Genomic DNA, 21,207 nt, shown 5'->3' with positions numbered 1-21,207 from the left:
AATGAGGGGTGGGCCACCCGCGTCCGTCGCGGGTGGCGCGAGGGTCAGAACGGCGGCCAGGACGACAGCGGATCGTGGCGGCAAGGCTGTTTGAGTAGTGAATTGCACTCGGGCAGGTCCGGCGGCACGCTGACGCCGGTCAGTTCGCCGAGCACCAGGCGCGAAGGGTGCGCCGCGTCATGGAACACCGTGTTGCGGCTGGGCAGCGCGTAGTAGGCGAAGCCGTAGCCACCGGTGCGCGAAGGCGCGTCGATCCAGATGCGCAGCCGCGAGCCTTCACGGAACGGGTGTGAGAACGGCGGGATTTCCACCCGGCCCAGCGCCGGCACGTTCGGCAGCATTGGCTGGATGCCGTCCGGGTCGTTGAGCTGTTGTGGCCGCAACTCGCTGGACTTGCTGTCGTCCAGCTTGCGGTTGGACATGCGCAGCCAGCCGCGCTGGACGAACACTTCCTTGTCGTCCGGGCGCACTTCGGTGATGGTCACCTGCACATCGGTGTCCGGGGCCAGGAAGGTCGACAGCCAGATGTCCGCGCTGCCGCTGCCGTAGCTGAGGAAGTCGCGTTCGAACGGCGCGCTGGTGTAGGCCAGGCTGCCGTCACGCCACAGCGGGTGCTGCCAGCCCCAGGCATGGTCCTTGAGGTAGGTGTTCACGTCCGGGCCGGGGATCGGGTAGATATACGCGTCCGGTTTGCCGGTGCCCTTGCCGCCCTGGATCAATTCGCCACCCTCGCTCAGGGCGAAGCTGACCGGCTTCACCGCCAGCGGGTACTGGTTGCGTTCGATGGTCCAGCCGGGGCGCGCGCTTTCGTTGGCCTGATGGCGGCCGCTGCGGTCGTCGGCCACGGTTTCCTGCCAGATTTCCAGGTGCGGGGTGCTTTCGAACTGGTTCTGCTCGCCTTTGACGAAGTGGTCGAGGAAGGCGTACAGCTTTTTGCGGAAGCGCTCAGACTCGTAGAGGTTGTGGCCGCCGCTGGTTTGCACCATCCAGAGCTTTTTCGGGTCGAGTCGCTCCTGGTAGAAGCCTTCGCGGGCCAGCACCGCCTCGTCCTGCCAGGCCTGCATCGACAGCACCGGCACCTGCACAAGATTGGCGCGGTCGCGCGGGGCGCGCTGTTTCATCCATTCATCGTGCTGCGGGTGACGGAGCATCTGGTACATCAGCGAGGTGTCGACCACCTTGGCCTGGTTCTCCGTCACCTGGGTGATGCAGCGCTCGTCGCCTTCGCTTTTCGCGCTGGCCTTCACCGCCTCCCAGCGCTGGTCGACGAACCAGTGCCAGGTGGTGGTGAATTCCTGGTTCGGCACGCCGCCGAGGAACCAACTGTCGGTGTAGGCATCGCCGAGGATCATGCCCGGCGCGATGGCCTTGAGGCCCTGCGGGCGTTCCGAGGCGGTCATCAACTGCGACATGCCGGCCCACGACCAGCCGAACATGCCGACACTGCCGGTGGACCAGTTCTGCTGCGCGGCGAACTCGACTGCGCTGCGGCCATCGGTGCCGTATTCCGGACCGAGAAAGTCGAAGGTGCCCTGGGAGCAGCCGGTGCCGCGGGCTTGCACGCCCATCACGGCGTAGCCGCGTTGCACCAGGTCCTTGTCCATGGCTACGGAGAAGGTTTCGTTGTCTTGCAAATAGGCCGAGCCACCGATGCTGCCGGAGTCATAGCCGCTGTACCGGATCAGCACCGGAAATTTGCCGTCGCCCTTGGGCAGCAGCACCGAGTAGCGCAGTTGGGTGCCATCGGCGGCGGTGATGTAGCCGGTGACGCGCTTGCCCCAGAAGGCTTCGAAGCTGCGGTCGGACGGCGGCAGGCCGTCGCCGCCGGGCGGGGCACCGGCGCAACCGGCAAGCAGCAGGGCCAGGCTCAGGGCGCTGAGGCTCAGCGCGCGGGTGAGGGAGGGCATGGACATAACTATCCTCGGATCAGTCGTTGCGTAGGGTGGCGGGGCGCTGACGTGCGGCCCGCATCATTCAGTCAGTGCTCAGAAGCGCTTGCTGGCGGAGAACACCACGGTGGCGGAGCAGTCGCCGCCCTTGCCGAAGTTGTTGGTGCACTCGGCCTTGGAGAGGTCGGTGTCGATGTAGGCGGCCTTCCATTCCAGGCCGTAGGCGCGCTTGCTGACCGCCAGTTGCCAGTCGTTGTAGTCGCTGCGGTACTTGCCGCTGGCCGAGCGCCAGGCCTGGTCGTCCGGGGTCGAGGTGTGGCCGAAGCGGACGTTGAGCTTGGTCTGCCACGGCAGGTAGAAGTCGTATTCGGCCCAACTGATCAGGCGGTGCCCATCGCGTTCGGTGATGGCGGCGTTGGCGGGCAATACGCCCCAGCCGATCAACTGGTCGACCTGGGCGGCGGCCGCGGCGCGGGCCGGCGGGTTGCGCAGGTCGTTGGCGTATTTGAAGCCTACCGTGGCGTTGCGGTAGCCGAGGGTGCCGATCCATTCGCCGAAGTTGATCCAGCTATCGCCGGGGTATTCGTAGCGGACGTAGGACAGCGAGAAGCGCGTGTTCTCGGTGATCGGCCGGGCGATGCCGACGTAGTAGTCCCACTCGCGGTTGCTCTGGGTGCCCATGTCGACGTTGGCGGTGAACACGCCGGCGTAGAGGCCGCTGATCTTGTGCACCAGGGTGGCGGACGTGAGCAGGACGGGGCCGTCGTCCTGGTTCAGCGAGAAACCGCCGACGCGGTAGTCGCTGGCCAGCCCGACGTTGATGTCGAGCAGGGTTTCCGGGGTCAGGTCGATGGCCTGGGCGGACAGTGAGAGGCCGAGCAAGGCGCCGGCCAGCCCCCCGAGAGTCAATTTGTTCATGTGTTCTGCTCCATTGTTGTGATTGATCTGGCAGATAAGGGCGTTGCGTTGTAGGTCTTGTTATTGGATGGCCTGATGGACCCCGCGCTTTTTCCGGGCATGACGACAGCGCTGGCTCGATCGAAGGCGAGCCACTCAGGCACCGGGCAAGGTTTGTTTTGGGCGAGTGAAGCGGGTCGTGGATCAGTGTCGGCGGGTGCAGTTCTCCTTGTGCGGTTGAGCGGGTGCTTCAGACATCGGAGCGAATCCGGTTCCACAGCCGCGTCAGCAGGCGCAGCACTTGCCGTTGTGGCGGCTCGGCCTGGAACAGCAGGTGACGGTCCTCGTCCGGGACGAACAGGTTGTGTTCGCCCAGCAGTTGCGGGTCGATCAGCGCCTTGCTCGCCGGGGTGGGGTTGGGGTAGCCGATCTGGTTGGTGACCCGGGCGATCACCTCCGGCTGCAGCAGCCAGTCGATGAAGGCATGGGCCTGGGCGAGGTTCTTCGCGCCCTTGGGGATCACCATGTCGTCGGACCACATCAGCGTGCCCTGGCGCGGCAAGGCCATGCGGATGTCGTTGCCGTTGTTGGCGCCGAGGGCCATGTTGCGCGCCGCGAGCATCCCGCCGGACCAGCCAAGGGCCACGCAGATATCGCCGTTAGCCAGGTCCTGGGGGTACTTGGACGAGTTGAAATAGCGCACGTAGGGCCGGATCGATTTGAGCAGCACCTCGACCTTGTCGTAATCGGCCTGGCGCGTGCTGTTCGGGTCCAGGCCGAGGTAGTGCAGGGCGATCGGCACGACCTCGTTGGGGCTGTCGAGAATGGCCACGCCGCACTGGCTCAAGCGGGCGATGCGCTCCGGCTTGAACAGCCAGTCGTAGTCGCGCATGTCGACGTCTTTGCCGAGTACCGCCTCGACCTTGGCCTTGTTGTAGCCGATCAGTGTGCTGCCCAGCAGGTACGGCACCGAGTAGCGGTTGCCGGGGTCGAGGTGCTCGCGCTGTTGCAGGGTGCTGGCGTCGAGCTGATGCCAGTTCGGCAACTGCTGGCGGTCCAGCGGCAGCACGGCGCCGGCGGCGATCAGGTTGGGCACCTGGCTGCTGCCGGGGAACGCGAGGTCGTAACCCGCGGTGCCGGTCAGCAGACGGGCCTCCAGCGTTTGCGGGCTGTCGAAGACGTCGTAGATGACCTTGATGCCGGTGTGTTTCTGGAAATCCTGCACCACGTCCTTGGGCAGGTACTCGATCCAGTTGTAGATGCGCAGTTCACCGCCCGGGGTTTGATCCGGGGCCTGGTCCTGGGCCTGGACGAGCAGGCTGGCGCCGCCCAGCAGCAGGGCCGTGGTCATGGTTTTCAGCAAATGCTTCATGGGGCTCTCCTGTCGGTCGGGTCAGAGCGCACGGACGAGGGCGCGGAGCAGGCGGACGGTGTCGATGTCGAGGATGCTTTCGGCCACCGGCATCGACGACTGCTTGACGATCACCACGCGGCGCTCGAAATCCAGGTACAGGTACTGGCCGTGGATGCCCACCGCCAGCAGCGCTTCGCCGGGATAGACATACCACTGGCTCTTGTAGCTGGCCCCGGGACTCCACTGGGCGAAGCTCTCGTTGGCGGCATAGATGGCCGGATCACCACCGGCCAGCACGGCGCCGATGGCGTCGGCGCTGAGCAGTTGGCGGCCCTGGCAATGGCCGCGGTCGAGCAGCAGGCTGCCGTAGCGGGCCATGTCGCGCAGGGTCGCGTTGAAGCCGCAGCCGGTGATGTTGCGGCCCCACGGATCAGCGAGGAAAAACCCGTCGCGCTCGCAGCCCAGGCCCTGCCAGATGTCGCCCAGCAGCTCGGCGCTACTGCGGCCGGTGGCGCGCTCCATCACCCAGCCGAGGGCTTCGGTGGTCGCGGTCACGTAGTGGAAGAAACCGCCGTGCTCGCCACGCTTGCGCATCCTTGGCAGGTATTCGTAGAGCGACTGACAGGCCTGGATACCGGCCGGTGGCGGGGTGAGCCCGCAGGCGTAGCCGAAGTGCGAACTGCCGGAGTCGGGGTCGTCATAGACCTCGTCGTAGTCGATGGACACCGCCATGTCCATCAACTGGCGCACGCTGGCGTCGCCGAAGGCACTGCCTTCGAATTCCGCGACGTAGTGGGCGGCCAGGCGTTGGTCGTCCAGTTGGCCGTTCTGCACCAGCTCTTCGGCTTTCATGCCGATCAGCGACTTGGTTACCGAGAACATGATGTGACGCGTGGTCTCGCCGTGGCCGTTGGCGTACAGCTCCTGGGCGACCTGGCCGTCTTTCATGACCAGCCAGCCGTCGGTGTGGGTCGCCGCGAGGTGATCGGCCAGGCTGACGTCATCGCCCGATGCGCTGAGGAAACTGAAGTCGGCGATCGAATAGCCGGCGGCGGGCAGGGGCCCGGCGGCTGCCTGGCCACGTGGCACGCTGATGCTCGGACGGATCCGCCCCAGGTTGTGAAACGCCCAGCGGTTGTGCGGCGGCGTCATGAAGTTGTGCCAGGTCACCCGTTGCGCGGCGGGCGGTGGAAACCCCTCCATCAACGGCGCTACGGAAGGTGCGCTGGTGCGATAGGCACTGCGCATTGCCTCGACGAAATCGGTGTTCATGGACAGCTCCGTGGGGTGGCGGTGGGAAATTTTTATCTCCATATAATTTTATAGTCAAATAAAATATTTGATCGAGATTGAAAATTTACTAGAATCGGCACCTTGCCAAGGCCACCCGGAGAAGAACGTGAGCGGATTACGACAGAGACAAAAGGAACTGCGGCGGGAGGCCATCGTTACCGCGGCGCTGGAGCTGTTCGAGACGCATGGCTTCACCGCGACCACCGTGGAGCAGATCGCCGTCCAGGCCGGGGTGTCGACACCAACGGTGTTCAATTACTTCGGCAGCAAGCAGGACATCCTGCTGGCTCTGATGGAACACGCCGACCAGCGCGCGCTCGGCGACGCCCGGGTGCAGATGCCGGTGTTCGACAACGCGGTCGATGCCATGTGTTATCTCGAATCGCAGATCATCCGCCGTGAACTGCAGGCCTTGCCCGCTGCGATCTGGCGTGAGTTGCTGCCGCTGGGCGTGCTCACCCCGCGCCCTGACGCCGCGACCCACCTCAATCAGCGCCTGATCGACGAAGTGGCCGGTTTGCTGCGCGATCTGCAAGCGCGGGGCTTGTTGAAGGCGTCGTTCGATGTCGAGTTCGTCGCGGAATTTCTCAATGACTACAGCTCGACGCTGTTCATGCGCCTGGTGCAGGACGACGTGCCGGACCTGGAGGCCCATGACCGGCGCATTCGCACGCTGACCCAGACGTTGGTGGAGGGGTTGGCGCCGTAGGCGGATCGGGGCGCTTGGCTTAGGCCGCGGCGCGGATAGTCGGTGTAACTTAGCCCGTGAGATCCCCAGGCAGATCGATATCCCGCACAACTCCGGGGTCTTGCACCTCGATCCGCACACAGGCCTGAGGGTTGTCGCCGATCACCTGCCGGCCACCCTGATCGCCGTTTGCCCGCAACAAGGCGGGCCAGAAGCGGCGCCCGAACAGCACCGGATGGCCCCGCTGGCCATGGTGAACCGGCATCAGGATGCGCTCGCTATCAGCTTGGGCGCACAACTGCCGCAGCGTCTGCGTCTCGATCCAGGGCATGTCTCCAAGCAACACCGCCACTGCCACGGCGGGATTATCCGCCAGCGCGCCAATGCCCGCGGCCAGGCTCGCGCCCATGCCTTCGTCGGCGTATTCGGCGCGGATGAGCGCGACCCGGCTATCGAGGCCCAACTGCCGAGGTTCATCGTCGTGCCGCAGCACCACGTGGACCTCATCGAAGCAGGTCAGCACCCGCTCCACTGTCGCGGCCAGCACGGTCTGGCCAGAGGGGAGCCGCGCCAGCCGCTTGTCGCTGCCAAAACGCTTGCCTCGACCGGCGGCCAGCACCAACGCCACGCAGGTGCTCATGCCGCTGGCACCTGCAGTTCGCGGCTGTGCTTGGCCCGCGAGACGCTGATTTCGCCAGGCAGGGCAACGCCGTTCTTGGCGGCAAGGATTTCGGCCATGACGCTGACCGCGATTTCGGCGGGGGTCTTGCTGCCGATATAGATGCCGATGGGGCCATGCAGGCGTTTGAGCGAGGCTTCGGTTTCGCCGAAATGCTCGATCAGCCGCTCGCGGCGCAACTGGCTGTTACGGCGCGAGCCGATGGCGCCGACGTAGAACGCCGGGCTGTGCAGCGCCTCCAACAGGGCCAGGTCATCCAGCTTGGGGTCGTGGCTGAGGGCGACAATGCAGGTGCGGACATCGACCCGGTAGGCCCGGACCACGTCATCCGGCATGCCGATGATCTTCTCGACCCCGGCGACGTTCCAGCCGCCCATGTACTCGGGCCGTGGGTCGCACACCGAGACCTTGAAACCGTTGAACAGGGCCATGGTCGCCAGGTACTCGGCCAGCGCCCCGGCGCCGATCAACAGCACGCGGTAGCCGGGGCCGAGGGTGTTGAACATGTGCCGGCCATCGAAGCTGAACTGCTCCGGGAGTTGGGTCGGGGTCAGGGTGACCTGGCCGTCGCTCAGGTCGAGGTCGCGGCGCACCAGGCTGCCGCTGTCGAGCAGTTCGAGCAACTGCTCCAGGCGGGCCGGTGCTGGGTCGAATTCGAGGATCAGTTCGAGGGTGCCGCCGCAGGGCAGGCCGAACCGGTGGGCTTCGTCGGCGCTGACGCCGTAGCGCACCACTTCGGGCAAGCCGCCGCGCATGCCGGCGCCGCCGTAGGCGGTGGTGTAGCGATGGATCAGGTCATCCTCGATGCAGCCGCCGGAGACGCTGCCCACCACCCGGCCATCGCCGCGCAGCGCCATCATCGAACCCACCGGCCGGGGTGACGAACCCCAGGTGCGGGCGACGGTGGCCAGCAACACCGGCTCGCCCGCCTTGACCCAGTCGCGGACGCTACGCAGGACCAGAAAATCGATACTTTCCATGACTGCCATAACCTCCTCAGCGCATCTGCAGAATGATCGGGCTGCTGCTGGCCGGATCGGTGTGACCGCGCAGCTTGCCGACCGCCTGGGGCTCGACCTTGCCACCCTGGTTGCCCCAGGTGGTGCGGATGAAACTCAGCACATCGGCGATTTCCTGGTCCGTCAGTTGCGCGCGGAACGCCGGCATGCGGTAGGCATCCGGCAACCCGGCGGCGACCACCCGTTGCGAGCCATTGAGGGTGATATTGATCGCCGAGGCGTCCTCGCGGGCGAGCGCCGAAGTCGCCCCGGCCAGCGGCGGCATCCACTCGGCCAGGCCCTTGCCGTCGAGGCCGTGGCAGGAGGCGCAGCGGGTCACGTAGGTATGCGCGCCGGCATTGTCCAGGTGCTGTGCGGCGGACACCGCCTGGTATTGCCAGGGTGCGCCGTCGCGTTGTGCATCGCCGGGCAGCGATTTCAGGTAGTGGGCGATCGCTGCCAGGTCATCGTCGCCCATGAACTGCGTGGAATTGTTGAAGGCCTCGGTCATCGAGCCGTAGACCACCGCATGCTGATTGCGCCCGGTCTTGAGGAACCGGACGATATCGGCCTCGCTCCAGCGCCCCAGCCCGGTGTTGTGATCGTCGCGCAGGCTCGGCGCGTACCAGCCGTCGAGCAGGGCGCCGGCAAGGTACGGCTTGCCGGTTTCATCCAGGGCTTTTTCGTTGAACGCCAGGCCGCGGGGAGTATGACAACTGCCGCAATGGCCGGGCCCCTGGACGATGTAGGCACCGCGGTTCCACTGCGCGTCCTGTGCGGGTTTGTCCGCGTAGGGGCTGGTCGCGGCGAACACACCGTTCCATAGAGCGATGGGCCAACGCATGTTCAGCGGCCAGGGAATGCTCCCCGCAAGGTTGGCTTGCCTGACCGGCCGAACGCCTTGCATGAAGAATGCATAGAGCGCCCGGACATCGTCGTCACTGAGCTTGGCGTAGGACGGGTAGGGCATGGCCGGGTACAAACGCCGACCGCCGGGCGCGACGCCATGGCGCACGGCGCGGTCGAAGTCGGCGAGGCTGTAGCCGCCGATACCGGTCTCCCGTTCGGGGGTGATATTGGTGGCATGGATCACGCCCAGCGGTGTCGCCATCGGCAACCCGCCAGTGAATGGCGCGCCGTCCGGCAGGCTGTGGCAGGCGACGCAATCGCTCAGGCGCGCCACGTATTCGCCACGGCTGACCAGCGCCGCATCGGCACTGGCGTCAGCGCGTGGCGCGGCGTCGAACGGCGAGGCGGGCTCGCGGTTGACGTACCAGGCCAGCAGGCCCGCCGCGACAAGGCACGGCAGCACCAGCCAGCCGGCGGTTCTTGCGAATCGGCTGCGAGTCATGGGCGTTCCCCGTCAGGTGAAGGTGTAGCGGCTCAGGGGCATGCTGCGAATGCGCTGCCCGGTCAGCCGCGCTACCGCGTTGGCCACTGCGGGCGCTACCGCCGGCAACGGTGGTTCGCCGATGCCGCCCATTTTCGCCCCGCTCTCGATGATGCGCACATGCACCTTGGCCATGCGCGACGGCGGCAGGATCGGGTACAGGTCGTAGTTGCGCGCCCGTGGCTTGCCGTCGATGAACACCGCTTCTTCCAGCAGCGCCTGGGACAGGCCCAGGGCCACGGCGCCATTGACCTGCGCCTCGATGATCGCCGGATTGACGATGCTGCCCGGATCGATTGCCTGCCAGATGTCGTGCACCTTGACCTGGCCATTCTCGATCGACACTTCGGCGATTACCGCAGCCTCGGAGCCAAATGGCGAGGCCATGGCCACGCCGCGGGCGCGCCGGCTGCCGTCCTCGGCGGTAAACGGGCCGCGTTTCCAGCCACCGGACAGTTCGCCCACCGCGTTCAGCAGGTTGGTCAGCCGCGGGTTGTCGCGCAGCAGGTGCTGGCGCAGCTCATAAGGGTCCTTGCCGCCCTTGTCGGCCAGTTCGTCGAGAAAGGCCTCGTAGAAGAAGTCATTGAGGGAATTGCCCACCGAGCGCCAGTAACCGAGCATCACCGGCCCCTGAACGTAGCGCTGCGCGATGCGTTTGTTGGGGATGGCGTAGGACTTGCCCGACAAGCCTTCCAGGGCGGTGGGGTCGATTTTGTCGCCCTGCTTGCCGGCGAGGGCTTCGCTGGGCCCTTCGGTGGCACTGATCGCTTCGATGGCCAGCGGCAGCCCGTCGCCATCCAGCGCGGCGCGGAACCTTACCGCGGCGATCGGGCGCAGCACATCACGCAGGAATTCTTCCTCGCGGCTCCAGATCAGCTTCACCGGGCGGCCGACCGCCTTGGCCAGCTCGATGGCCTGGGGGTACGGATTGGCGGACTCGTAGAGAAAGTGCCGGCCGAAAAAGCCGCCCAGCAGCGGCGAGTGCAGGGTGATCCGGGCGGGATCGAGGCCGGTGCGTTTGGCGATGTCGGCGCGGAACATGTCCGGCGCCTGGTTGGGCAGCCAGACTTCCAGCGAGCCGTCGGGGTTGAAGCGTGCCAGGGCGGACGGCGGCTCCAGTTGGGCGTGGTTGAGGTATTGGTTGTGATAAGTGGCCTCGACCGTGGTCTTGGCGGTGGCGAGGATGCCGGCGACATCGCCCTCGTGTTCATCATCCCGGGCCGACCCTTGTTCGGCGGCGAGGCGCTCGCGAAAGGCATCGCTGGAGAAGTCCGCGGGCATCGCCCGGACCTTGCCGTCGCTGACCGCTTCTCGCCAGTCGACCTGGATGGCTTCGGCCGCACGCTTGGCGTGCCACCAGCGTTCGGCGACCACGGCGACCGCGCCGGGCAGGCGATGGACCGAATGCACGCCCTTCATCGCCTTGACCTGCGCTTCATTGCGCAGCTCGCCGACCGTCATGCCCAGGCGCGGCGCGTGTTGCACCGCGGCATGGAGCATGCCGTCGAGCCTGATGTCGATGGTGTACTGCGCCTTGCCGGTGGACTTGTCGTAGGCATCGACACGGCGCACCGGCTTGCCGATCCAGCGGAACTGGCTGGGGTCGCGCAGTTGCACACTGGCCGGGTCGGGCACCGGCAGGTCCATGGCGCGTTCGGCCAGTTCGCCGTAGGCCAGCGAGCGGCCTGAAGCCAAATGCAGCACCTTGCCGGGCTCGGTGGACAGCTCGCTCACCGGCACGCCGAGACGCTCGGCTGCGGCCTGCAGCAACATGGCCCGGGCCAGGGCGCCGAGACGGCGCATGGTCGGGTAGCTCATGCGCACCGACATGCTGCCGCCGGTAATGCGCATGCCGTTCTCCATCACCACATAGGCGTCGCCCGGCGGCGCGCTGTCGACGAGGAAGGTGGCGGGATCGGCGTCCAGTTCCTCGCCGACGATCTGCGCCATGGCGGTGTAGGTGCCTTGTCCGCCTTCCATGAACGGGCAAAGCAGGCGTACGGTGCTGTCCGGGCGGATTTCAAGGAAGGCCGGCACCTGGGTGCCGCGCTCCTGGGCCACGGCGGTAGCAGCCTGGGCCCTGGCCGAACCCAGCGGCAGGCCGAAACCGATGACCAGAGCGCCGACCGCGGTGCCGGCGGATGCCAGCAGGAAGCCCCGGCGCGACAGGTTGACCGGTTCGCCCTTGAGCAGGGCAGTCAATGCTTCGGGAGCGTCGATGGGTGTGTTCATCAGACATTCTCCTGTTGCGTGGCCAGGTCATGCACGGCGGCATGGATGGCGTTGTAGGTGCCGCAGCGACACAGGTTGACCATGGCCGCGTCGATCTGCGCATCGCTCGGTTTCGCCGTGTGCTTGAGCAACGCGGTCGCCGCCATTACTTGCCCGGACTGGCAGTAACCGCACTGGGCCACCTGGTGTTCGACCCAGGCCGCCACCACGCGCTTGCCCACCTCGTCGGCCTCGATGGCTTCGATGGTGGTCACCTCGCGCCCGCTCACCGCCGCCACCGGGGTGACGCAGGAGCGCACCACGTTGCCGTCCACCAAAACCGAACAGGCCCCGCACTGGGCCAGTCCGCAGCCGTATTTGGTCCCGGTCAGTCCCAGGTCGTCGCGGATCACCCACAACAGGGGCGTATCGGCGTCAGCCTCGACCTGAAAGGTCTTCTGGTTGATTCGTAGCTCCATGGTTCACCTGCTAATCAGTCGGTTGATGTCTTGGTTTTCTTATAGGCAGGTGCCACGCACAGGCGCGTGGCCCAAACCAGAAACGCTAGCACAAGGCTGCAAAAGCCATTCGCTGCATCCAGCTCATGGAACCGAACGGTATTCCATGGCTGGCGCAAGCCCGCTTGAGGGAGGAGGTTTGGGGAGATTTTGAAGGGGAGACAATGTTGCGAGATTGTCGACTCGATAGGGGCCGGCAGCTCGCCGTCTCGGACGGCTAAGCCCCAGCTCCGAACTCAACGCTACCTAGCGGCTGTGTTCGCCATTCACCAGGCGCGGAATGCCCAGCGGATTGGCATCCTGCAACGCGGCAGGCAGCAGCTCACCGGGGTAGTTCTGGAAACACACCGGCCGCAGGAAACGATCGATGGCCAGCGTACCAACCGATGTGCCACGGGCATCCGAGGTGGCCGGATACGGACCACCGTGAACCATCGCATCACAGACCTCGACACCGGTCGGATAGCCGTTGAGCAAGACCCGACCGACTTTTTCCAGCAGCAACTCACTCAGCCAGCCATAGGTGCGCAGTTCGTCCGGCTCACCGATCAGCGTGGCGGTCAGTTGCCCGCGCAGGGCCTGGATGGCGGCGCTCAGTTGCGTCTGATCTTCGACTTCGATCACCAGCGTGGCCGGGCCGAACACTTCTTCCTGCAACAGCTCATCGCCGTTCAGCAGCAGACTGACATCCGCCTGGAACAACTGCGGTTGCGCCTGCGTGCCGGTTTGCACGGCGCCGGCCAAATGCCGAATGCCGGAGTGACCGTGCAGATGCTCCAGCCCCTTGCGGTAGCTGGCCAGGGTGCCGGCATTGAGCATGGTCTGCGCCGGTTGGTCAGCCATGTGCGCCGCGAACTGTTCGATGAACGCGCTGAACGCCGGCGAACGCAGGCCGAGGATCAGCCCGGGATTGGTGCAAAACTGGCCGCAGCCAAGCGTCACCGAGCCGCTGAGTTCGCGGGCGATGGTGGTGCCACGGGCTTGAAGGGCATCCGGCAGAAGGATCACCGGGTTGATGCTGGACATCTCGGCAAACACCGGGATCGGCTGCGCCCGTTCGGCGGCCATGCGGCACAGGGCGTTGCCGCCCTTGAGCGAACCAGTGAAGCCCACGGCCTGGATTGCCGGATGCTTGACCAGCCATTCGCCCACGCCACCGCCATAAATCATGTTGAACACGCCCGCTGGCATGCCGGTGCGCTCGGCGGCGCGCAGGATCGCATCGGCGACCCATTCGGCTGTCGCCATATGGCCGCTGTGGGCCTTGAACACCACCGGGCAGCCGGCGGCCAGCGCGGAAGCGGTGTCACCGCCGGCGGTGGAAAACGCCAGCGGGAAGTTGCTGGCGCCAAACACCGCAACCGGGCCGACGCCGATGCGGTATTGACGCAGGTCCGGGCGCGGCAGCGGCTGGCGCTCGGGCAGCGCGTGGTCGATGCGTGCGCCGTAGAAGTCACCGCGGCGCAAGACCTTGGCGAACAGGCGCATCTGGCCGCTGGTGCGACCGCGCTCGCCCTGGATCCGCCCGGCAGGCAACGCAGTCTCGCGGCATACGGTGGCGACGAAGTCGTCGCCCAGGGCGTCGAGTTCGTCAGCGATGGCGTCGAGGAAGTCCGCGCGTGTGGCGGCGCTCAGGTTGCGGTAGATCGGGAAGGCGGCGCTGGCCGCCCTGGCCGCGGCATCCACTTGCGCCTCGGTGGCCTGGCTGAACCGGTGCGGCAGCGGCTCGCCGGTGCTGGCGTCGAGGCTGTGTAGCCAGGTGTCGCCTTGGGCCGAGCGCTGGCCGCCGATGTAGTTGTGACCGAGGATCGAGGTCATTGGGGTCTCCGTAATCAGGTAAAAACAAGGAAATCAGGTGATGGCGCCGATCTGCCACGGCACGAATTCGTTCTGCCCGTAGCCGTGCTGTTCGCTCTTGCTGCGCTCGCCCGAGGCGATGCTCAGCATCAGGCGGTAGATGTGCTCGCCGCGCTCTTCGATGGTCATGCTGCCGTCGGCGATGCCGCCGCAGTTGACGTCCATGTCTTCCTCCTGGGTTTCCCAGAGGCGGGTGTTGGTCGCCAGCTTGATCGACGGCGAGGGCGCGCAGCCGTAGGCCGAGCCGCGGCCGGTGGTGAAGGCGATCAGGTTGGCGCCGCCGGCGACCTGGCCGGTGGCGGAGATCGGGTCGTAGCCGGGGGTGTCCATGAACACCAGGCCGTGGGCGCGCACCGGCTCGGCGTACTCGTAGACGTCGACCAGATCGCTGGAGCCGGCCTTGGCCACGGCGCCGAGGGATTTCTCCAGGATGGTGGTCAGCCCCCCGGCCTTGTTGCCGGCGGACGGGTTGTTGTTCAACTCGGCGCCCATACGCTCGCAGTAGGCTTCCCACCACTGGATGCGGGCGATGAGTTTCTCGCCGACCTGCTGGCTGACTGCACGGCGGGTCAGCAGGTGCTCGGCGCCATAGATTTCCGGGGTTTCCGAGAGGATCGCGGTGCCGCCGGCGGCCACCAGGCGGTCCACCGCGTTGCCCAGCGCCGGGTTGGCGGTGATGCCCGAGTAGCCGTCTGAGCCGCCGCATTGCAGGCCGACGGTGAGGTGGCGAACGCTGACCGGCTCGCGCTCGACGCGGTTGGCCTCGGCCAGCAGCGATTTGACCTGGGCGATGCCGCTGGCGATGGTCTTCGAGGTGCCGCCGGTGCCCTGGATGGTGAAGGTGCGCAGGGCGTTGCTGCTTTCCAGGCCCTGGGCCGCCAGCAGGTCGGGAATCTGGTTGGTTTCGCAGCCCAGGCCGATCATCAGCACCGAGGCGAAGTTGGCGTGTACCGCGTAACCGCCGAGGGTGCGTTGCAGCATGGCCAGGGCTTCGCCGCCCGGGTCCACCGCGCAGCCGACGCCGTGGGTCAGGGCGACCACGCCGTCGACGTTCGGGTAGGCCGCCAGGGCTTCGGGGTGGATGTCGCGGCGGAAATGGTCGGCGATGGCGCGGGCCACTGTCGCCGAGCAGTTCACCGAGGTGAGGATGCCGATGTAATTGCGCGTGGCGACCCGGCCATCGGCGCGGACGATGCCCATGAAGGTGTCGCCGGTCGGCGCCTGCACGCCCTTGGCATCGACGCCGAAGGCGTAATCACGGGCGAAGTCGCCCATCGCCAGGTTATGTACGTGAACGTGTTCACCGGCGGCGATGGCCTGGCTGGCAAAGCCGATGATCTGCCCGTAGCGGCGCAGCGGCTGGCCGGCGGCGATGGCGCGGGCGGCGACCTTGTGCCCGGCCGGGATCGGCGCCAGTACGCGCAGGCCTTCTTCCAGTTCCAGGCCCGCGGGCAGCGGTTGGCGGGCGATCAGCACGTCGTCCAGCGGGTTGAGGCGGATCACGGCGTTGGCAGCGCTTTCACTGCCTGTTCTTGTAATGAGTTGCATGGCGGTTACCTCAGAAATACAGCGGGGGCTCAGGCCAGCCCGCGCTCGCGATAGTCGATCAGGCCGGAGAACAGCATCAGGCCGAAAGCCATGACCACGAAGAAGATCAAGGCCAGGAAGTAGGAACCGGTGAACTGCACGATCAGGCCGATCAGGATCGGTACGATGACGCCGACCATGTTGCCGCAGAAGTTCATGCTGCCACCCAGCACGCCGGCCTTGGACTTGCCGCCGAGGATTGCCGGCAGGCACCAGTACATGCCGCACCAGCGGATGAAGAACAGGGCGACGCAGAGCAGGGCGATGACCCGCGCGGCATCCGGGGTGTAGGCCACCAACAGGATGCACAGCGCGGCGACGGCGGCGGAGCCGGCGAACATGCTGCGCATCACGGTGTTTGGCTGGCCGCCATTGGTTTTCCATTTGTCGGCGACCCAGCCGCCGATCAGTTCGCCGACGAAGCCGCACATGAAGATCAGGAAGGTCGCGCCACCCATGGCTTTGATATCAAGGTTGTGGGCCTGGTGCAGGTAGCTCGGCATCCAGGTCAGCAGGCCGTAGAACACGCTGTTGTAGCAGGCGTAGCCGGCGAACATGCACAGCACCGAACGGCTTTTCAGCAGTTCCTTGAGCACGGCCTTGCGGTTGCCGTTGTTCTTGCTCGCGGCGTCGTTGGCCTGGGTGATGTAGTCCAGCTCGGCCTTGTTGACTTGCGGGTGTTCGCTCGGGTGGTTGCGGATGTACCACCAGGCCCAGATCCCCACCACGACGGTGCCGACACCGGCGATGAAGAAGGCGATGCGCCAGGAATCGAACCAGGTGATCAGGCCGGCAATGATGATCGCGCCGAACGCGGTGCCCAGCGGCGCGCCGCCGTCCACCAGGGTGGCGCCACGGCCACGCTCGTTGGGGGTCAGCCAGGCGCCGTTGAGCTTGGCGCCGGCGGGCATGATCGGCGACTCGGCGACACCCAGGCCGATGCGGGTGATCAGCAGGGTGATCCAGTTGTGCGCGAAACCGCCCAGCGCCTGGAACGCACCCCAGCCGACAGTGGCGACACCGACGATATTGCGCACCTGGAAGCGGTCCAGCAGCATGCCGCTGGGGATCTGCATCAGCGCGTAGGACCAGAAGAAGGCGCTGAGGATCAGGCCTTCCAGGGCCGGGGTCAGTTCGAACTCGGCGGAAATCAGCGGTAGCGCGACCGACAGCGAGGCGCGGTCGATGTAGTTGATCGCCGCCAGCAACAGCAGGATCAGGAAAATGCGCCAGCGCACGGTGGTCGGGCGAGCGCTGTCAGTGGCGGCGAGGGCGGGCGAGGGGGCCGCCGGATAGGGGCTGTTCTTCATGCTCATCTCACTCTTATGGTTGTTATGAAATGCCGGGGCGGCGCCTCCCTGCGCCTGCTTCACATGCGCCGGGTCAGAGAGGCTTCACGGCGCCCGGTTCCAGCGGCTCGGCGGCACGGGCAACGCTGTTGCGCAGTGGCGCGCCGAACTCGCTCAGGCTGATCTCGAACACATCGCCTTCGACGGTCTTGATCTGGTCGGCGAACGACAGGGTCGCGGTGCCGAAGAAATGGATATGCACGTCGCCAGGACGGAGGAACTGGCCGTACTTGAAGTGGTGATACTCCAGGTTCTCCAGCGAGTGGCACATGTTGTCTTCGCCGCTGAGAAAAGGTTTTTCCCACAACACGGTGTCGCCACGGCGAATCCGGCTGGTGCCTTCCAGGTGGCGGGGCAGCTCGCCGACCCGCAATTCCGGGCCATACGAGCAGTTACGCAGTTTCGAATGGGCGAGGTACAGGTAGCTGCGGCGCTCCATGACATGGTCGGAAAACTCGTTGCCGACGGCGAAACCCAGGCGGTAAGGCTGGCCATCATCTCCGATCACGTAGAGGCCGGCCAGTTCCGGTTCCTCGCCGGCGTCTTCGGCGAACACAGGGCTCTGGAATGCCTGCCCCGGACGGACGACCGTGGAACCGTCGCCCTTGTAGAACCATTCTGGCTGCGCGCCCACGGTGCCGGCGGCGGGACGGCCACCGTCGATGCCCCACTGGAACATCCGCGCGGTGTCGGTCAGGGCGGCGGCGTCATCGATTTTCTGCTGGTGCATCTTGTCGCGGGTCGAGGCGCTGCCCAGGTGGGTCAGACCGGTGCCGCTGATCAGGCAGTGAGCCGGGTCTTCGTGATCCAGCGGCGGCAGCACGCGGCACTCGGCCAGAACCAGGGAATAACTTTCAGTACTGCTGTCCAGCCCGCGCTCCAGAACCTCGGCGCTCAGGCTGCGCTGGTTACGGATGGCGGCGAGGGCCAGTTCACGCATGTGGGAGGTATTGCGCACAACCTGGATCAGGTCGCCTTCGACCACGCCAACATGGCGTTTGGCTTGTGCAGTCTCGAATTGGATCAGGCGCATGAGGGCTCCTGTTTGTTCTTGTGGAGGATCGTCTGAGGGCCACTTTAATTTTCCCGGGCGATGCTGCCTAATGAGAGCTGTTTACCCCGTGATAACTTTTAGTGATCCCCTATGCTGCCTTCCTTGAGTTCCATGGCTTCACGCCTGCGCCTGCGTCAGTTGCGCCTGCTTATCAGCCTCGACGAACTGGGCTCGATCCACAAAGCCGCCGAGGCCATGTCCATCACCCAGCCCGGTGCGACCAAAGCCCTCAACGAAATCGAATCGACCCTCGGCGCGGTGCTGTTCGAGCGCACCAGCAAGGGCCTGGAAGCCAATGACCTGGGGCGTTGCGTGGTGCGTTACGCGCGCCTGATCAATACCGACCTGGCGCATTTGCGCGAAGAAATGCTGGGGATTCTCCAAGGCCATGGCGGGCGCTTGTCGGTCGGCACCATCATGGGCGCCGTGCCGATGCTGGTGGAGGGCCTGGCGCACTTGCGCGAAAGCCAGCCGGACCTGTCGGTGACGGTGGTCGAGGACACCAGCGACCGCCTGCTCAGCCTGCTCGACCAGGGCCGGCTGGACGTGGTGATCTGCCGGACCAGCGTCAGCCGGCGGCCGGACGCCTACGACAGCCGGGTCAAGCATCAGGAACAACTGGTGCTGGTGGCGAACCCGACGCACCCGTTGGCCGGCAGCGAAACCCTGAGCCTTACGCAACTGGCGGATTCGCGCTGGGTGGTGTTCCCGGTGAACATGCCCCTGCGCCTGACCCTGGAACGCGAGTTCCGCGAGGCCGGGTTGAACTTTCCGCAGTACCCGATCGAAACCTCATCCACCTTCACCACCTTGTCGCTGTTGCGCCAGGACACGGGATTGCTCGCGGTGATGCCGTGGGATGTGGCCAAGGTGGCGGTGGAGCACGGCATGCTGGTGAAGTTGCCGCTGCAGTTGCTGTCGCGCAGCGAGCCGTATGAAGTGGTGACGCGGCGGGGTGTCGAGTTGAGCGGGCCGACGCAGGTGTTGATTGGTATTTTGATGGCTTGACGGGCAACGACAGGCGCATCGCTGGCAAGCAACACATCACCCAGCGGAATGCCCCCAATACGGCGGCTCACCAAAATGCTCGGCGAAGAATTCGACGAACGCCCGCACTTTCTTCGAGTTGCGTCGATTCGGCAGGTACACCGCATACACGCCGCTGTCTTCGCTGTTCACGTGGGCCTTCCACTCCGGCAACACGATCTGCAACCGGCCGGCGTCGATGTCCTTGCCCACCAGCCAGTCGGCGATCAGCAGCAAGCCCATGCCATTCAGCGCGGCCTCACGCAGCACCAATGAGTTGTTGGCCCGCAACGGACCGCTGACCCGCACGCTTTCTTCACTGCGACCAGTGAAATGCCAGAGGTGGTTGCTGCGGGTGTAGGCGAAGGTCAGGCAGGCGTGCTGGGCAAGGTCGGACGGGGTGCGTGGCACGCCATGGCGCCGCAGGTACTCGGGGCTGGCGCACAGCAGTCGGTGATGCGGCGCCAGGCGCCGGGCGACGACATCCGGCGAGTTCACGCTGCCCAGGCGGATCGCAAGGTCAAGCCGCTGCTCGACCAAATCCGCCACGTCATCGGACAGCAGCAGTTCCAGGGTGATGCCGGGGTAGCGCGCGAGAAAGGCCGGCAGCGCCGGGGAAATATGCAACTGCCCGAAGGCCACCGGCAGGCTGACGCGCAGTTGACCCCGGGGCGGACCCTGCGCTTCGCTGGCTTCCAGGTTGGCGCTCTCTAGATCCGCCAGCAACCGCACGGCATGTTCGTAGTAGGCTTCTCCGGCGGTGGTGAGCGTCACCCCGCGGGTCGAGCGATTGAGCAGCCGCGTACCGAGCTTTTCTTCCAGGGCATCCACCTGGCGCGTGACCGACGAGGTGACCATGCCCAACTGCCGCCCGGCTGAGGCGAAGCCGCTGGCATCCACGGTGGCGACGAAAGCGTTGAGCGCCGCGAAACTGTCCATGATTGTCCCTATTGCGCTCTGCGCAACGAAATGTTCCGCATCTTCTGTAGCCTGAGCATGGATCGTCAAGCGAAGTTAACCTTGGCCTCACGCTAATCGTTGCGTAATACGCAACGCTGCGTTGCCCGACAGACGGATTCTCTCGGTTGCCGCCGCGCTCTACGCTGGCGTCCTTACTCCCGATTCACCCTGATGAGGTGTCATCAATGTCCTCCGGCAATTCAGCTACCACTTCCATCAGCCAGTCCGCCAGTGCCACGCCGGCGCTGCCCACGGCCCTGGTGGTGTTTCTCGCCTTCTGTTGTGGCGCGGTGGTCGCCAACCTCTACTACGCGCAGCCGATCGTGGAAATGATCGCGCCGTCCATTGGCCTGTCCACCACCCACGCCAGCCTGATCGTGTCGCTGACTCAGTTCGGTTACGCCCTGGGCCTGCTGTTCCTCGTGCCATTGGCGGACTTGCTGGAGAATCGCCGGCTGCTGGTGACCTTCACCCTCGCCGCGGCGGTGTGCCTGGCCGCGGCGGCGTTGAGCCAGACGCCTTCGCTGTTCTTGCTCTGTTCGCTGCTGATCGGCCTGACCTCGGTAGCGGTGCAGATCCTTGTGCCGCTGGCCGCGCACATGGCGCCGGAGGAATCCCGTGGCCGGGTCGTCGGCAACATCATGAGCGGCCTGCTGCTGGGCATCCTGCTGTCCCGTCCCTTGGCCAGCACGCTTGCGCAAGCGTTCGGCTGGCGTGGGGTGTTCTTCAGCGCGGCCGGACTGATGGTGGTGATGGCGCTGGTGATGGGCTGGCTGTTGCCGCGCCGGGTGCCGGCGCATCGGGTCAGTTACCCGGCGCTGATCGGTTCGGTGTTCACCCTGGCCCGTCGTTATGGCGTGCTGCGTGAGCGCTCGCTGTATCAGGGTTTGCTGTTCGCCAGTTTCAGCAGTTTCTGGACCATTGCGCCGATCGAGCTTATCCGGCAGCACGGTTTCAGCCAGAACGGCATCGCGCTGTTTGCCCTGGTCGGCGCGGTCGGCGCCATTGCCGCGCCCATCGCTGGCCGTCTGGCGGACGCCGGGCATGTCCAGCGCGGTACCCTGATCGCCTTGTTGCTGGCGCCATTGGCCTTGCTCGCCGGGGCGTTGCCGGGGGCAGGGTGGTGGTGGATGGTGGTCACCGCGGTGCTGCTGGATTTCGCGGTGCAACTGAACATGGTGCTCGGCCAGCGCGAAGTCTATGCCTTGGATCCGCACAGCCGGGCGCGGCTGAATGCGGTGTACATGACCAGCATTTTCGTCGGCGGCGCACTGGGCTCGCTGATTGCCAGCCCGCTCTACGAAACCCTCGGCTGGACAGCGTTCGTGGTCTTGTCGGCGATCCTGCCGGGGCTGGCGCTGCTGAAGTTCATGCTGCGGGCCGGTGGGGCGGCCCGTCACTGACGGGGATGGCCAAAAGCCTTTTAGCCGCTTCAGTTCAAAGACTTTCAGGGTCTT

The 21,207-nt window shown here is 65.8% G+C and carries 17 protein-coding genes; 3 read left to right on the top strand and 14 right to left on the bottom strand.

Annotated features, from left to right (window positions below):
• Positions 1-44: 44 nt before the first annotated feature.
• The 4 genes from CKW37_RS00345 to CKW37_RS00330 form a co-directional block, all read right to left on the bottom strand.
• Positions 45-1,907 carry a CocE/NonD family hydrolase gene (locus CKW37_RS00345; protein ID WP_159985185.1) on the bottom strand — a complete coding sequence of 621 codons (1,863 nt, stop codon included), beginning with the start codon at positions 1,905-1,907 and terminating at the stop codon, positions 45-47.
• A 78-nt stretch (positions 1,908-1,985) separates the two neighbouring features.
• Positions 1,986-2,807, bottom strand: coding sequence for a TorF family putative porin (locus tag CKW37_RS00340; RefSeq protein WP_095153444.1), 822 nt, complete (start codon positions 2,805-2,807; stop codon positions 1,986-1,988).
• A gap of 229 nt (positions 2,808-3,036) precedes the next feature.
• The gene (locus tag CKW37_RS00335; protein ID WP_256587655.1) at positions 3,037-4,158 is read right to left on the bottom strand and encodes an extracellular solute-binding protein; all 1,122 of its coding nucleotides are present in this window, start codon (positions 4,156-4,158) and stop codon (positions 3,037-3,039) included.
• Between the two features lie 21 nt (positions 4,159-4,179).
• Positions 4,180-5,412 carry a serine hydrolase gene (locus CKW37_RS00330; protein ID WP_095153443.1) on the bottom strand — a complete coding sequence of 411 codons (1,233 nt, stop codon included), beginning with the start codon at positions 5,410-5,412 and terminating at the stop codon, positions 4,180-4,182.
• Positions 5,413-5,539: 127 nt separating this feature from the next.
• Here CKW37_RS00330 and CKW37_RS00325 point away from each other — a divergent pair, with 127 nt between their 5' ends.
• A complete protein-coding gene (locus CKW37_RS00325; protein WP_095153442.1) occupies positions 5,540-6,142 on the top strand; it encodes a TetR/AcrR family transcriptional regulator in 603 nt (200 codons plus the stop codon).
• 49 nt (positions 6,143-6,191) lie between these two features.
• Here the strand turns inward: CKW37_RS00325 and CKW37_RS00320 are convergent, their stop codons facing one another.
• The 9 genes from CKW37_RS00320 to araD1 all read right to left on the bottom strand — a co-directional run bounded on the left by CKW37_RS00320 (position 6,192) and on the right by araD1 (position 17,743).
• Complete coding sequence (locus CKW37_RS00320; RefSeq protein ID WP_095153441.1) at positions 6,192-6,761, bottom strand: NTP transferase domain-containing protein; 570 nt, start codon at positions 6,759-6,761, stop codon at positions 6,192-6,194.
• Complete coding sequence (locus CKW37_RS00315; protein WP_095153440.1) at positions 6,758-7,780, bottom strand: XdhC family protein; 1,023 nt, start codon at positions 7,778-7,780, stop codon at positions 6,758-6,760. Before CKW37_RS00315 ends, CKW37_RS00320 begins: the two co-directional genes overlap by 4 nt.
• Positions 7,781-7,796: 16 nt before the next feature.
• On the bottom strand, positions 7,797-9,149 hold the full coding sequence (locus tag CKW37_RS00310; protein ID WP_095153439.1) for a cytochrome c: 1,353 nt from the start codon (positions 9,147-9,149) through the stop codon (positions 7,797-7,799).
• Positions 9,150-9,161: 12 nt separating this feature from the next.
• The gene (locus CKW37_RS00305) at positions 9,162-11,420 is read right to left on the bottom strand and encodes a xanthine dehydrogenase family protein molybdopterin-binding subunit (protein ID WP_095153438.1); all 2,259 of its coding nucleotides are present in this window, start codon (positions 11,418-11,420) and stop codon (positions 9,162-9,164) included.
• A complete protein-coding gene (locus CKW37_RS00300) occupies positions 11,420-11,878 on the bottom strand; it encodes a (2Fe-2S)-binding protein (protein ID WP_095153437.1) in 459 nt (152 codons plus the stop codon). The genes CKW37_RS00305 and CKW37_RS00300 overlap by 1 nt, the downstream gene beginning before the upstream one ends.
• Before the next feature lie 285 nt (positions 11,879-12,163).
• Entirely contained in the window at positions 12,164-13,735 is a 1,572-nt protein-coding gene (locus CKW37_RS00295) for an aldehyde dehydrogenase (NADP(+)) (protein WP_095153436.1), read from the bottom strand.
• 33 nt (positions 13,736-13,768) lie between these two features.
• Positions 13,769-15,322, bottom strand: coding sequence for a UxaA family hydrolase (locus CKW37_RS00290; RefSeq protein ID WP_095153435.1), 1,554 nt, complete (start codon positions 15,320-15,322; stop codon positions 13,769-13,771).
• Positions 15,323-15,351: 29 nt separating this feature from the next.
• Positions 15,352-16,671 carry an MFS transporter gene (locus tag CKW37_RS00285; RefSeq protein ID WP_177454383.1) on the bottom strand — a complete coding sequence of 440 codons (1,320 nt, stop codon included), beginning with the start codon at positions 16,669-16,671 and terminating at the stop codon, positions 15,352-15,354.
• Positions 16,672-16,744: 73 nt separating this feature from the next.
• Positions 16,745-17,743 carry an AraD1 family protein gene (gene araD1 / locus CKW37_RS00280; protein WP_095153433.1) on the bottom strand — a complete coding sequence of 333 codons (999 nt, stop codon included), beginning with the start codon at positions 17,741-17,743 and terminating at the stop codon, positions 16,745-16,747.
• A 111-nt stretch (positions 17,744-17,854) separates the two neighbouring features.
• On the opposite strand from araD1, the gene CKW37_RS00275 reads away from it, so the two are divergent.
• A complete protein-coding gene (locus CKW37_RS00275; protein ID WP_095153432.1) occupies positions 17,855-18,772 on the top strand; it encodes a LysR family transcriptional regulator in 918 nt (305 codons plus the stop codon).
• 36 nt (positions 18,773-18,808) lie between these two features.
• Here the strand turns inward: CKW37_RS00275 and CKW37_RS00270 are convergent, their stop codons facing one another.
• The gene (locus tag CKW37_RS00270; RefSeq protein WP_095153431.1) at positions 18,809-19,729 is read right to left on the bottom strand and encodes a LysR family transcriptional regulator; all 921 of its coding nucleotides are present in this window, start codon (positions 19,727-19,729) and stop codon (positions 18,809-18,811) included.
• A gap of 206 nt (positions 19,730-19,935) precedes the next feature.
• Between CKW37_RS00270 and CKW37_RS00265 the strand changes: the two genes are divergently transcribed.
• The gene (locus CKW37_RS00265) at positions 19,936-21,153 is read left to right on the top strand and encodes an MFS transporter (RefSeq protein WP_095153430.1); all 1,218 of its coding nucleotides are present in this window, start codon (positions 19,936-19,938) and stop codon (positions 21,151-21,153) included.
• The last annotated feature ends 54 nt before the right edge of the window (positions 21,154-21,207 follow it).

Source organism: Pseudomonas sp. Irchel 3E13, assembly GCF_900187455.1.
GTDB lineage: Bacteria > Pseudomonadota > Gammaproteobacteria > Pseudomonadales > Pseudomonadaceae > Aquipseudomonas.
This window is presented reverse-complemented; position numbering and strand designations above follow the sequence as displayed.

Bases quoted from the DNA above. Each gene is read 5' to 3' on its own strand.
- CKW37_RS00345 (WP_159985185.1), bottom strand. From the start codon at position 1,907: ATGCCCTCCCTCACCCGCGCGCTGAGCCTCAGCGCCCTGAGCCTGGCC.
- CKW37_RS00340 (WP_095153444.1), bottom strand. From the start codon at position 2,807: ATGAACAAATTGACTCTCGGGGGGCTGGCCGGCGCCTTGCTCGGCCTC.
- CKW37_RS00335 (WP_256587655.1), bottom strand. From the start codon at position 4,158: ATGAAGCATTTGCTGAAAACCATGACCACGGCCCTGCTGCTGGGCGGC.
- CKW37_RS00330 (WP_095153443.1), bottom strand. From the start codon at position 5,412: ATGAACACCGATTTCGTCGAGGCAATGCGCAGTGCCTATCGCACCAGC.
- CKW37_RS00320 (WP_095153441.1), bottom strand. From the start codon at position 6,761: ATGAGCACCTGCGTGGCGTTGGTGCTGGCCGCCGGTCGAGGCAAGCGT.
- CKW37_RS00315 (WP_095153440.1), bottom strand. From the start codon at position 7,780: ATGGAAAGTATCGATTTTCTGGTCCTGCGTAGCGTCCGCGACTGGGTC.
- CKW37_RS00310 (WP_095153439.1), bottom strand. From the start codon at position 9,149: ATGACTCGCAGCCGATTCGCAAGAACCGCCGGCTGGCTGGTGCTGCCG.
- CKW37_RS00305 (WP_095153438.1), bottom strand. From the start codon at position 11,420: ATGAACACACCCATCGACGCTCCCGAAGCATTGACTGCCCTGCTCAAG.
- CKW37_RS00300 (WP_095153437.1), bottom strand. From the start codon at position 11,878: ATGGAGCTACGAATCAACCAGAAGACCTTTCAGGTCGAGGCTGACGCC.
- CKW37_RS00295 (WP_095153436.1), bottom strand. From the start codon at position 13,735: ATGACCTCGATCCTCGGTCACAACTACATCGGCGGCCAGCGCTCGGCC.
- CKW37_RS00290 (WP_095153435.1), bottom strand. From the start codon at position 15,322: ATGCAACTCATTACAAGAACAGGCAGTGAAAGCGCTGCCAACGCCGTG.
- CKW37_RS00285 (WP_177454383.1), bottom strand. From the start codon at position 16,671: ATGAAGAACAGCCCCTATCCGGCGGCCCCCTCGCCCGCCCTCGCCGCC.
- araD1 (WP_095153433.1), bottom strand. From the start codon at position 17,743: ATGCGCCTGATCCAATTCGAGACTGCACAAGCCAAACGCCATGTTGGC.
- CKW37_RS00275 (WP_095153432.1), top strand. From the start codon at position 17,855: ATGCTGCCTTCCTTGAGTTCCATGGCTTCACGCCTGCGCCTGCGTCAG.
- CKW37_RS00270 (WP_095153431.1), bottom strand. From the start codon at position 19,729: ATGGACAGTTTCGCGGCGCTCAACGCTTTCGTCGCCACCGTGGATGCC.
- CKW37_RS00265 (WP_095153430.1), top strand. From the start codon at position 19,936: ATGTCCTCCGGCAATTCAGCTACCACTTCCATCAGCCAGTCCGCCAGT.